We start from the raw sequence: 12,336 nt of genomic DNA on the forward strand, positions 1-12,336 counted from the left end.
GCATATCATCCGCGCTCATCTTCAATGGCCTGCTTTTACTCCGCCATCATGGCCTGGAATCCGACCGCCGTTGACACATCGGCGGTCGCCGACATCATGTTCGAAAACCACGCGGCCTATATGGGCGCCAAGGCCGGCCTGAACCACGTGACGCGCACCGTGGCGAACGAATTCGGCAAGTTCGGCATTCGGGCCAACATCCTCGCGCCTGGCCTTACGGTGACTCCGATCCTGAACAACCAGTTCCCGCAGTCAGTCATCGACCGTTTCGCGCAGGAATATCCGCTGGGCCGGATCACCACCGTCGAGGATGTGGCCGATACCGCGCTTTATGTCGCAGGCGACGAATGCTTCATGACCGGGCAGACATTCCAGGTAAATGGCGGTCTGACCCTGCGTCGCAATCCGACGACCGAAGAAATCCATCACGCGGCGGCCTCGGCCACGCCCTGAAGCACCGGCCCGGCGCGCGCGTCTTGGCAGAGAGGATGGCGGAATGAACCTGATCAGCACGATCGTCGCTCAGCCGGGTCACGTTCCTGACGAACTGGTCAGGGACTTCGATCCCTACAACCTGCCCGGCCTCGTGGATGGCTATTCCGATGACATCCACGCCTTGTGGAAGGATGTGCAGGATACCCATCCCGACATCTTCTGGACGCCGCGTAACGGTGGGCACTGGGTTGCCACACGCTATGACGACATGGTGCAGCTGACCACCGACCCGGGCCGCTTCTCCAGCCTTGAACCTTTCGTGCCTAAGGGCATCATCCCGCACACCGGGCCCAGCCAACTCGACGCGCCGGAGCATGGGCCCTTCCGCAAGCTGGTTTCGCAGGCGTTCACGCCCGTCTTGCTCAAAAAGGCCGAAATCCGCGCCCGTGCCACGGCAATCGAGATTATCGACAAGCTCCGGCCGCAGGGCCGCTGCGACTTCCAGCTCGACTTCGCCGGGATCATGCCGGTCATCACCTTCCTCAATCTTCTCGGCATGTCCGAAGAGGATGCGCCCTACCTGCTCGACCTCGCCAAGCGAAACGTGCCCGGGCAGGACACGATGGAGCAGGCGGCGGCCGAAACGCACGACTACATTGCGAACCTGATCCGCGATCGGCAGGCCCGGCCCGGGGATGACTTCATCACGATGCTGGTCAACGCGCAGGTCATGGGGCGCGATCTTACCCCGGTCGAGCGGCACAACGTGATACAGCTGGTGGTGACCGGCGGGCTCGAAACCGTCATGAACATGACCAGCTTCGCGATGGTCCATTTCGCCCGCCACCCTGAGATACAGCACGAACTGAAGCACAATCCCGAGCTGCACGACGGCGCGATCGAAGAGATCACGCGCCGGTTCGGAACGAGCAATCTCGCGCGGCTCGCGAAGATGGATACCGAACTGGGCGGCGTTCAGCTGCGCGAGGGCGATCAGGTGCTCGGCATCTTTCCGCTGAGCGGGCTCGACGAACGCGCCAATCCGGATCCGATGACCTTCGATGTCCGTCGGTCGAAGCGACGTCACGTCAATTTTGGCAGCGGTCCGCACACCTGCCTCGGCGCGCGGCTGGCGCGGCGCGAAATCCGCATCTTCCTTGAAGAATGGATCGGCACAATGCCCGAATGCCGCATCGCGCAAGGCACTACGCCGCGGATGGCGGCAGGCCTCATCAACACGGTTCGCGGGTTCTATCTGGAATGGGATCCGGCGTGAGCCATGCCTTTCACGGAGGTAGCAAGATGAAGAACTGGACCGACTATCTTGAATTGCTGGCCCCTGTGGACGACATTCTGAATGAAACTCCCACACCGGTAGACGAACAACTGCGGGCGGATCTTTATCGACAGATCTCGATGAACCTGTCGCAAGCCTATTTTCTGCTGATGTCGACCGATCCGCGTTACCCGGAATTCGTGCCTTACCTCAACTCCGGGTTTCTTCTGCAGCCGAACCCCGACGCGGTCTATTACGTGGCCAGCCTTGACGGCAACGGGACTTACCGCGTCACCGGCGAAAGGGGCAACGCGCCGGTGCTGGGTTTTGCGACCGGCAACAAGATGTTCGGCACCGATGGCCTCAAGATGGGCAAGGGATTTGGCAACTACGATTTCGACGACCTGACGCTCGATGCCGATGGACGTTTCTCGGTGGTCCTAAGCGCCGAGCGGCCGGCGGGTTATGACGGCGACTGGCTGTATCTCGATCCGGCTTCTGACTTCGTGATGGTGCGGCAGTTTTCCAACGACTGGGGCAATGAGCAGGACGTGCGCCTCGCCATCGAACGTCTGGACAAGCCGGCAAACCTCAAGGCCCGACTGACGCCGGACGAGGTGGACAAGAAGCTGCGCAAGGTCTTTGCCTATGCGCTTGACGTGACGCGGGTCGGAACGGTGCAGATGAAGCGCCCGCGCGATGGCGGCTTCGTCAACACGATGCACATCCATACCTTCGCTGACATGGGCAATGGCAAGGACTGGCCCCAGGCCTATTTCGAGATGGTCTTCGACATCGCGCCCGACGAAGCTCTCGTCATCGAAAGCGAGTTGCCCGAAACCCGCCCCTACTGGAATGTGCAGGTCATTGACGGGCTGTGGAACCAGGTCGACATCGGCTATCGGCAGAGCAGCCTTAACGGCTCGACTGCGAAGGTCGATGGCGACGGCAAGTTCCGCGCCGTCCTGTCGCACGAGGATCCCGGTTTCTTCAACTGGCTGGATACCGGCGGCAACGGGTACGGTATGCTGATTGGCCGCTGGTATCGTTGTTCGTCGCAGCCAACCCCGCAGGTGACGAAAATGAAGCTGGCCGATGTGGCCTCGCATCTTGGCTCGGTCTCGCCGCGCGCCAGCGCGCAGGAGCGCGACGCGCAGTTGCGCCAGCGCCTGATCGGCAACCAGATGCGCCGCAAGTGGTAGTCCGCCTTTGCGGGCGCACCGCCAAGGTCGGGGCAAGCCGATGAGTTTACGACAATCTGCGCGGGACACCGCAGGCAACTTTATGGCTGTCGGCAGTACAGCATCTCTCGTTATCGGAGAGAGCCGAAGGTGAACCCGAACGAATGGACGATACGCCAGAAGTCGATCTTGGCCATATGCTCGCTTGCGATCATTCTCGACGGGTTCGATACACAAGCCATCGGATTTGCTGCTCCCTCGCTGATCGCCGACTGGAACATTACCAAGGCTGACCTCGCGCCGATCTTCGGAATCGGCTTGCTTGGCATGGCGCTGGGGGCGGCGGCGGGTGGATGGATCGGCGACCGGCTGGGACGCCGGATCGGCATGATTGCCAGCACTGTCACCTTCGGCCTGGCGACCTGTGGGATGGCGCTGGCGAACAACCTGTGGGAACTGGGCGCGCTGCGCTTCGTGGCCGGTCTGGGTCTTGGCGGCGCCTTGCCGACCGCAACCGTGCTGGTGGCCGAATTCACGCCACCTTCGCGCCGCAGCCTGGCGGTCTCGATCAGCATCATCTGCATCCCGATCGGCGGTATCGTCGGCGGCCTGTTCGCTGCGCCGTTTCTGCCAATCATCGGTTGGCGCGGATTACTTCTGATCGCGGGTGTCCTGCCGCTGATCGTCGCTGGCGTTCACGCATTCGTGCTGCCGGAATCGCCGTCGTTCCTCGAGGCGCGCGATCGTCGCCGGGCCGGACGTTCCGATACCGACGCGTCTTTCGAGGTGAGAACGACAGAGCCTTCGCATACGGGCTTTTTCCGCGCGATCTCGGCCTTGGGCCTCCTCGGCGAAACCTTGGCCCTCTGGACCGCGTTCGGCGCTTCTCTCTTGTCCGGCTATCTCTACTTCAACTGGCTCCCGGTTCTGCTGGCCGAAGCCGGTTTCCCGCTTTCGGCCACCAGCCTGGGCCTGCTTGTTTACAACGTCGGCTGTGTCGTTTCGGGCATCGTGATCGGTGCACTGACCACGCGCGCGGGTACGCGGCTGCCGCTTATCCTTTTGGCAGCCGCTGGCGCGGCGACTGCGATTGGGGCGATGTTCTTCCCTCTCGATCCAGACAGGTCGGCATGGCTGTTGCCGCTGCTCGCGCTCCAGGGCTTTACCCTCGGCGGGGTGACGGTTCTGCTCTATGCCCTGGCGGTCCAGGTATTCCCGACCTCCATCCGTTCTTCCGGCATAGGCAGTTCGGCCAGCGTCGGCCGGATCGGTGCGATCATAAGTTCCGCGCTCGGTGCGGTGGTGCTTGCCTGGGGCGGCTATGGCTTCTTCCTGACAATCGGCCTTGCCATGACGATCGGGACGCTCGCGCTCCTCACGATCAGGAACCGTGAGCATGAAGGGTCCGCGGGCGGCACTGTCTGACCGGGCCGATGTCGGAGCCCGGCGAGGGCCTGTGACCGCGGCGACGGGATCAGACGCCGGCTTCGATGACGATGTGCCTCGGCTCGTTCTGAATGGCGCGGATTTTGCTGAAGCCCGCCTGTTCGAGCACGGCGCGCAGGCGCGCCAAACCGGCCTGCGCTCCGAGGGCGGCCCGCCCCTCCTGGCTGAGCGAAACCGGCGTGCAAATGCAGGTCGAGGCCGCGTAGCCGAACTTGCCGCTCAGGGTCAGGTTGTCCTCCAGGCGATCTTCGGCAAACGGCTCGATCACGAGGAAATTGCCGCCCGGCTTCAGCAACGTGCGCACGTTGGCGGCGACGGCCACCGGATCGCCCATGTCGTGCAGCGCGTCGATGATGACGGCGATATCGAACCCGCCTTCCGCCACGGTTTCGGCCGCGCCTGCGGTGAACTGCGCGTTGTCAACGCCCGCTTCCCTGGCGCTTGCACGAGCATGATCGATCGATGGTGCATGGAGATCGAAACCGTGGACGAAGGCAGCCGGAAAAGCCTTGGCCATGGCGATCACCGCGGCCCCCCGGCCGCAGCCGATGTCGGCGATCCTGACACCGGCGCCCAGCCGTTCGCCTCCACCCTCCACCTGGCTAAGCCATTTGCTGACAAGTTCGGGCAGCACGATCTGCGAGGTCAGCCGTTCCGTGCTGCAGAACAGGCAACCGTGGTGATCGCCCCACGCAATACCTTCGCCCGTGCGGAAGGCCTGTGTCAGCTTCCCTTCGTCATGGGCCACTGCGACGAGCAGGTCGGCGAACGGCGGTGCATAGCAGGGTGCCTTCGCATTGGCGAAAACCAACGCCTGAGCCGGGTTCAGGAAGAAGCGCGTGGAGGACGGATCGTAGGATATGTAGCCCGCGGCGGCCATAGCGCTCGCCCATTCGCGCACATACCGCTCGGCAAGATCCGCGCGATTGGCCAATTCCTGCGACGTGGACTCTCCGTCGGCGAGGCTGGCGAAGAGACCCGTCTGTTCGCCCACTCGCACGAGGATGGTGCTCAGTCCGCCGGCCGCGTCCGAAGCGACTTTGGTGGCAAGTTCGGACACCTGGTTCCTGAATTCGGCCTGCGTCATGCTCGTCCTCTCGATCTCAACTGATCGCCCCTTTTGCCGGGCCACCCAAGGATCGATGCATGCCGGACCCTGATATCAGCATGGTGATTAAAGCCGAGGAGATTTGTCTCGCGACGATCCGCGCTGCATTTTTGATCCGGGCGGAGCAAGCGGCTTCGGGCAACGACGGGATTTGAAACTGATGAAGCCACTGGATGACATGGTCGCGGTCGTGGTTGGCGCGGGAACGGGGATCGGTCGGGCCACGGCCGTGATGCTTTCGCAGCGTGGAGCGAAGGTCGTGCTGGGCGACTTGGCAATCACCGATGCGCTCCGCGAGTGCGCCGATGCGGTTGCGGCTGCCGGCGGTGAGGCCATCATGGTTGCCGTCGACCATACTGTGGAAGCACAGGTCGAGGCGCTGGCGGCGGATGCCGTGGCGGCATTCGGCAAGATCAACATTCTCGTGAACAACGCGGCGGGCACCTCGCCGGAATTCCAGCAGGGCGATCGCGATGTCGTGAACATGTCGGTCGAACTCTGGGACAAGTCCATGGCGGTCAACCTTCGCGGGCCGATGCTGTGCTGCAAGCACATTGTCCCGCACATGATCGCGGCCGGATACGGCTCGATCATCAACACCAGTTCGGGGGTCACCCTGCGCGGCGATTCGGTGCGTGCTGCCTACTCGGCATCGAAGAACGGCGTGAACAGCCTGACCATGGATGTCGCGACGGCCTACGGCAAGCAGAACGTCCGGTGCAACGCGGTTCTGCCGGGGCTCACTCTGACCGATGGGCTGCGCAAGGTGCTGACGGCCGAGCAGATCGACGGTTTTGCCGACCAGAACCTGATTCCGTTTGTCGGCGGACCTGAGGACATCGCGGAAGTGACCTGTTTTCTCGCTTCGCCCGCGTCGCGATACATTACCGGCCAGCTCATCTCGGTCGACGGCGGCATGGCGGTTCACCAGGCCATCATCGGACAAGGTGCCTGAACCGGCACACTTCACACATGCTCCGTGCGAGAGCGCGGCAACCTTCTTGGGCTGGCCCGGCATTTATAGGGGCTCTGCGCGAACATTCGGTACGCGTTCCGGATTAGGAGTATCGCATGAAGGCCAGACAAGCGAAGACCCATTGTCGCATCTGCCTGTCGGCATGCGGTCTTGTCGCAGAGATCGAGGGTGACCACGTGTCGAAGGTGCGTGGTGATCGCGATCACCCCCTCAGCGGCGGGTATTCCTGCCCGAAGGGGCGCGCGCTTCCCGATTTCCACCGCAGCCCGCGGCGCCTGCTCGCGCCGCTTGTGCGCCGTGAAGGGGTGCTGGTGCAAACCGGCTGGGATGACGCACTCGACGACCTGGCCGCCCGTCTGCGGACGGTCATGGCCGAAGCGGGGCCGCAGGCCATCGGCTTTTTCCTGGGTGCGGGCGCATTTTTTGACGGCCTGTTCTATCTGGCTGCGCGAGGAGCGGCCCCGATTCTTGGCACGCCGCAGGCCTACTCCGACCAGACGATCGATTCGATCGCCAAGAGCGTCGCCTCGGAACTGGTGGCCGGCTCTCCCATGGCGCTGACACAGCCGGATTTCGCGCGTTGCCGCATGCTGATCTATTTCGGCGCAAACCCGGTCGTCTCGCACGGACAGGCGACGGTCCATTCGAACCCGACCAAATTGCTGCGCGACGTTTCCGCTCGTTGTGATGTCTGGGTCATCGATCCGCGCAGGACCGAAACTGCTTCCAAGGCAAACCGACATCTGGTGGCGAGACCCGGATCGGACCATGCCATCCTTGGCTATCTGGTGCGCGAAATACTGATCGACGGTGCCGACCGGAACTACGTGATGCGCCATACGCAAGACGTCGATCGGCTGGCACAAGCTGTTGCGCCGTTCGACCTGGCCAACGCGTCGCACCTTACCGGGCTGGAACCCGACGCGCTCGTGCAGATGCTGGCGTCGCTCCGCAAGAGCGGTCGCGTCGCCATCGAATGCGGCACGGGCGTGTCAATGTCGTCGACGGGTGGCGTGGTGCACTGGCTGGCGCTTGCGTTGATGGCGGTCACCGGCTCGCTGGATGCCGAGGGCGGGGTATGGTTCAATCCCGGCCTGCACACCCAGGCCCACAAGCGGAACATTCCCAGTGCCCCGCCCGAGGGCTTCGTCGGCCCGGGCCCGGCAAGCCGTCCCGAGCTGGCCAGCCGTATCGGCGAATTCCCCGTCGCGGCGATGGCTGATGAGATCGAGGGGGGCCATCTACGCGCCCTTATCAATCTGAGCGGCGGGCTTGTCGAATGCATGCCCGAAACAGCCCGGTCGACCGCCGCGCTGCGCAAGCTCGACATTCTGGCGACGCTCGATGTGGTGGAAACGACCACCACGCGCATGTCGACACATGTCCTTCCGCTCAAGGCCCAGTTCGAACGCATCGACGCGTCGATGTGTGCGGACATGATATCGCCTGCGGTCGCAATGAGCTTCACTGACGCGCTCGTCCCGCCGCCGCCGGGGGTGCGGTCGGGCTGGTGGGTCCTGGCGCAGATTGGCAAGCGGCTGGGCTGCGACTTCGCGTTCGGTATCGATCCGGATACCACCAGCGACGAAGCATTCCTCGCACATGTCCTTGCCGAAAGCCCGGTCACCGTCGCCGAATTGAGGCGGACGGGCTACATGGTGGGCGAACCGCCGATCTTTGGATGGTTCCTGGACCGGGTCGGGAAGATGGGCGGATGGCGCCTGGCGCCGCAACCGCTGGTCGATCAGCTTGCCTCGCTCGTCGTTCCCGATGCGCCGCTGCTGATGATTTCACGCCGGTTTCATCATCATTTCAATTCGCGGATCGATACGACCCGGCACGACGACGGGATCATTCTCAATCCCGACGATGCCGCCGAGGCCGGTCTGGTCGATGGAGCGCGAGCGGTTGTCGCCAGCGCGCACGGCAGTGTCGAAGGCAAGGTGCGGATCGACCCAACGTTGTCGCGCGGCGTGATGAACGTGCCGCATGGTTTTGCGGGCCTGAATGCGAACGCGCTCACCAGCCTTTCGCACGTGAACGGCCTGACCGGAATGCCGACGTTCTCGGCACTTCCGGTGACTGTCGAACCAGTCTGAGCGCACCAGGCAGGGGACTAGGCAGCAGGTTTCGCCGGCATGACGGTCGCCGGTGGCCCATCGACCTAGCTCGGCGTCCGTCGCACGACCGGTCCCGGCTGTTACCTCGGCCAGACCAGAGGAAGCGTGATGACGCCATTGACGGCGCCGCTTGCCGTGACGACCTTCTGGTTCGGATCAATGCCGAAACTGGGCACACGCTTGACCCATTCTTCCAGCATGATGGCGATCTCGCTGCGTGCCAAACCTGCGCCGGGGCAGTTGTGCACGCCGTTGCCGAAGGTGCAGTGGGTGCTGCGCGGACGGTCGAAATCGACGACAAGCGCATCGTCCCACCGCTTTTCGTCGAGACCATGCATGCAGGTGGCGAGCACCAGCATGTCGCCCGCCTTCATCTTGTAACCCTGGCGCTCGACGTCACGCATCACCCAGCGTCCGGGGTTGGCGACGCCGAAGCGCCGGAACATTTCTTCGACAGCGAGAGTGATCTTCGCCGGATTGTCGACGAGCTGCTGGTAATGCGAAGGACTGGACGCAAGGAACTGCATGACGAAGCCCATCATGCTGGCCACGGTATCGAGGCCGCCGAACATGACGTCCATGCACTGGCCCCGGATTTCCGTCTCGTTCATGGGCCGGTCGCCGACCTTGCCGTGAATGATCGCGCTCAACAGGTCGTCGCCGGGCTCGACCTTGCGCTTCGCGATCCATGTCTCGAGATAGGCCGACATCTTGGCGGTGTTTTCGGTCCGGATCTCGTCCGACGCCGGGCGGATGACCTTTTCGACGACGTCGACCAGCCATTCGCGATCTTCTGCGGGCAGGTTCACGAGCGTCAGGAAGATGCGCATCGGCACGTGACGCGCGAACTCGGTCATGAATTCGCACGAGCCGCGGTCCAGAAATCCGTCGATGAGTTCGGCACTCATCGAACGAACGTCGTCCATCAGGCCGCGCACGGCCTTCGGGCTGACGAAAGGCAGCACGATCTTGCGATAGTAGTGGTGCTCGGGCTCGTCGGATTCGTTCGGGATTAGCTTGAACGATCCGTCGCCTGGCGGGATCTGGATGTCGTTGGCGGACACCCGGTCGAGGTCGGGGAAGATTTCCCATAGCATTTCGGCCGAGGTCAGGATCCAGTGGCCGCCGTTGTGCGGCGTCCAGACGAAGCCGGGGTTGCCCGGAATATCGAGCGCCTTCCATGCCATCTGCGGGTCGGTATCTCCGCCGGGAAGGGCATAGATGTTGGCGTCGACGACCAGTTCGGGCGGAACGTGAGCGGGCCTTTCCGCAAGCACAGTTGCCATTGTCGCTTCCTTACTTCGCAAGTCGCGCGCGCTGGGCGGCGATGATGGGCTCGAATTCGTCGAAGACGATGTGGGGCATGGCGAATGTCGAGACGTCGTCGATTTCGGCCATGTGCCGTTCGATGTCCTCGGGCAGCGGCGGGTTCTCGAAGTCGGCCAGCCAGCCTTCGGTTGCGCCAATGAACACCTTGGCAAACCGGCCGGCGGTCGCGCTGTAGAAGCCGTGGCTTGTCTGGCACCGCTCGCTGACCAGCCACAGCACCATCGGCGTGACGTATTCGTTGCGCATGCACGGTGCTATCATTTCCATGCCGGGCGGCACGGCCTCCATCAACCCGGCGGGCCAGTCCATCTCGCCGTCGCCGCGCCCAAGCCGCCCCGAACCCGTCGGCAGCAGGCCGTTGGCCTGGATGCCGTGGCTTTCGCCTTCGAGCGCCATGACGTTGACGAGCCCGGCAAGGCCGAGCTTGGCCGCGGCATAGTTGGCCTGCCACGGCATGCCGAAGAAGGCCGAGGCGGAATTGGTCATCAGGATGCGGCCATAGCCGTTGCGCTTCATCGCCGCGAACGCTGGCTGACCGACGTAGAACCCGGCCATCAGGTGCACGTCCATGATCGCCTTGATCTGCTCGTCGGTCTGCTCCTCGAAGGGCGCGTTGCGCAGGAAGCCGGCATTGTGGATGAAGATGTCGACCTTGCCGAACGCGTCGAGGGCGGCCTGCACGATCGCCGCACCGCCTTCGCGCGTGGCACAGCTGGCATGGCAGGCAACCGCCTTGCCGCCAGCGCTCTCGATCTCGCGCACGACCGCCTGGGCAGAGCTTTCGCCTTGCTCGCCAAGCGCCTGGCCGCGCGTGTCCACGCCCAGATCGTTGACGACGACGCTCGCCCCCCGACTGGCTAGGTTCAGCGCATAGTCGCGCCCAAGACCGCTGCCGGCCCCCGTCACAATCGCCACGCGACCGTCGAAACGTACTTCTGCACTGCTCATCTCAGGCAATCTCAATATTATCGGGGGCGGCTTCCACCCTTCCGATCAGCGTATCTGAGGCATCGGCGACATCTAGCGAACATCTTGTGACCATCCCGGACAAGAGAGGGCTCTGCCCGGCTCGGGTTCGGAATGACCGCTGCCTCTCGTCTTCTGCGTCGCGTTCTGGCTTCTGAATTGCCCGTTTACATTCGGCATTTCCATATCGACCATGCGACCAGAGCGATCCGCCGCTATGATTATCCCGCTTGTGATAAGGCGTTGACCGTCGAGGCGGCGCGCCTTCGAGAAACATGTCGAGTGCAATTCGTATGGGTGCACGTTCGGCCGGCGGCCTTGGCACGACCATGATTGCGACTTGGCCTGGCAGTAAACTTCGCCAGGATACGGCCTCCCACCTCCGAAAGCTTGCATGACACGGCCAGCATGTCATGCCCTTGTCGACAAGTATCGCCCGTCACCATAGACCAGTGGTGCAAATTCGGGGTGCATGCGGATCGCGTCGATCCGGCCCACCACGATGTTGTGCGAACCGTATTCGAAGATGGCGTCCACGGTGCAGGCGAAATTGACCTGTGCGTCCCTCAGATAGGGAAGCTCGCCAAGGTCCCAGTCGCCGATCCCGAAGCGTTCCTCTTGGGATCGCTGGCCGCCGAAAGCGTGAGACACCTCGTCATGTCCTTCCGACAACAGGTTCACGCAGAACGATGTGCCGATGGAAATATGGTTGCTGAGCCGCGCATCGCGGTTCACGCACGCCAGCAGCGAGAGCGGGTCGGCTGAAAGCGATGTCACCGCCGTTGCGGTCATGCCCATAGGGCGCCCGTCATCCTGGACGAGCGTGATAATCGTCACAGTCGCAGCCAGTCGTCGCATGCTTTGCCGGAACGTATCGGCCATCAGCGACTGGTCGGCAATGAACCTCGGTTCCATCGATCAAACCCTTTTCACGCGCACGCTGGTGCCTGTCGCTATCCCGAGCCTGTCGCTAATGCCGCCGGCGTTTACAGGGCAAAGCCTTGATCGGGAACCGGCACACTGACCGTCGCGGCCATCAATCAGGGTAATGATGATCGCCACGGCCTGTGTCCGGGCATCAGGGCGGCAATCGGTTCGGAGATTGGCTGGTTTCGACGGTTTGCCGCACCCCGGCGCCGCCGACCAGTCGCATTGCCATGGGCGTTATAATTGCCGAGCAGGTTCCATCAGCGGGCTGATATGTAAGTCGCTCAGGCTGGACCCACCGAGTGGGCAGGGCCTCCATCCGGAGGGCAGGGCGGCCGACCAGAGCATTTCAAGTGGACCTCGAAAAATCCCTTTGATTCTGGCGTTTCTTGCGACGAGCGCGATCAGGCAAGAGGGCACGGGTGGTTTGCCAAGCCCAGTTGAACCATCGGCAGGAAGAGGTTCCGCTGAACGGAAGTCATGGGGCTCACGCCCCTACTACCAAATGGGAGGTTAGCAGTCCATTGTTGTGGCTTATGTGTGCGGGGCAAGCCGGCTAACGGCAGCAGAGG

At 63.1% G+C, this 12,336-nt stretch carries 11 protein-coding genes; 7 read left to right on the forward strand and 4 right to left on the reverse strand.

Annotation, left to right across the window (positions count from 1 at the left end; genetic code table 11):
- The 4 genes from AC3WLD_RS18640 to AC3WLD_RS18655 form a co-directional block, all read left to right on the forward strand.
- Positions 1 to 453 (forward strand): SDR family oxidoreductase (locus AC3WLD_RS18640; protein WP_492558375.1); only part of this gene is annotated, 453 nt, incomplete at its 5' end.
- Between the two features lie 43 nt (positions 454 to 496).
- On the forward strand, positions 497 to 1,711 hold the full coding sequence (locus AC3WLD_RS18645) for a cytochrome P450 (protein ID WP_492558376.1): 1,215 nt from the start codon (positions 497 to 499) through the stop codon (positions 1,709 to 1,711).
- Between the two features lie 26 nt (positions 1,712 to 1,737).
- Positions 1,738 to 2,913, forward strand: a complete 1,176-nt coding sequence (locus AC3WLD_RS18650) for a DUF1214 domain-containing protein (protein ID WP_492558377.1) — start codon at positions 1,738 to 1,740, stop codon at positions 2,911 to 2,913.
- 129 nt (positions 2,914 to 3,042) lie between these two features.
- Positions 3,043 to 4,317, forward strand: coding sequence for an MFS transporter (locus AC3WLD_RS18655; RefSeq protein WP_492558378.1), 1,275 nt, complete (start codon positions 3,043 to 3,045; stop codon positions 4,315 to 4,317).
- A 49-nt stretch (positions 4,318 to 4,366) separates the two neighbouring features.
- Here the strand turns inward: AC3WLD_RS18655 and AC3WLD_RS18660 are convergent, their stop codons facing one another.
- Positions 4,367 to 5,425: a class I SAM-dependent methyltransferase gene (locus AC3WLD_RS18660; RefSeq protein ID WP_492558379.1), complete on the reverse strand. Its 1,059-nt coding sequence runs from the start codon at positions 5,423 to 5,425 to the stop codon at positions 4,367 to 4,369.
- Between the two features lie 181 nt (positions 5,426 to 5,606).
- Here AC3WLD_RS18660 and AC3WLD_RS18665 point away from each other — a divergent pair, with 181 nt between their 5' ends.
- Together AC3WLD_RS18665 and AC3WLD_RS18670 are read left to right on the forward strand one after the other, a co-directional pair.
- Entirely contained in the window at positions 5,607 to 6,401 is a 795-nt protein-coding gene (locus AC3WLD_RS18665; protein WP_492558380.1) for an SDR family NAD(P)-dependent oxidoreductase, read from the forward strand.
- Positions 6,402 to 6,517: 116 nt separating this feature from the next.
- Positions 6,518 to 8,521 (forward strand): molybdopterin-containing oxidoreductase family protein, encoded by a 2,004-nt coding sequence (locus AC3WLD_RS18670; protein WP_492558381.1) that lies wholly within the window; start codon positions 6,518 to 6,520, stop codon positions 8,519 to 8,521.
- A gap of 101 nt (positions 8,522 to 8,622) precedes the next feature.
- On the opposite strand, the gene AC3WLD_RS18675 is transcribed toward AC3WLD_RS18670, so the two are convergent.
- From AC3WLD_RS18675 to AC3WLD_RS18685, 3 genes are all read right to left on the reverse strand, one after another.
- Positions 8,623 to 9,828 (reverse strand): cytochrome P450, encoded by a 1,206-nt coding sequence (locus AC3WLD_RS18675; RefSeq protein ID WP_492558382.1) that lies wholly within the window; start codon positions 9,826 to 9,828, stop codon positions 8,623 to 8,625.
- Between the two features lie 10 nt (positions 9,829 to 9,838).
- Positions 9,839 to 10,819: an SDR family NAD(P)-dependent oxidoreductase gene (locus tag AC3WLD_RS18680; protein WP_492558383.1), complete on the reverse strand. Its 981-nt coding sequence runs from the start codon at positions 10,817 to 10,819 to the stop codon at positions 9,839 to 9,841.
- Positions 10,820 to 11,248: 429 nt separating this feature from the next.
- Positions 11,249 to 11,719 (reverse strand): flavin reductase family protein, encoded by a 471-nt coding sequence (locus tag AC3WLD_RS18685; protein ID WP_492558384.1) that lies wholly within the window; start codon positions 11,717 to 11,719, stop codon positions 11,249 to 11,251.
- 16 nt (positions 11,720 to 11,735) lie between these two features.
- Between AC3WLD_RS18685 and AC3WLD_RS18690 the strand changes: the two genes are divergently transcribed.
- A complete protein-coding gene (locus AC3WLD_RS18690) occupies positions 11,736 to 11,861 on the forward strand; it encodes a hypothetical protein (protein ID WP_492558385.1) in 126 nt (41 codons plus the stop codon).
- The last annotated feature ends 475 nt before the right edge of the window (positions 11,862 to 12,336 follow it).

The organism is Novosphingobium sp. FW305-C-111 (assembly GCF_058783565.1).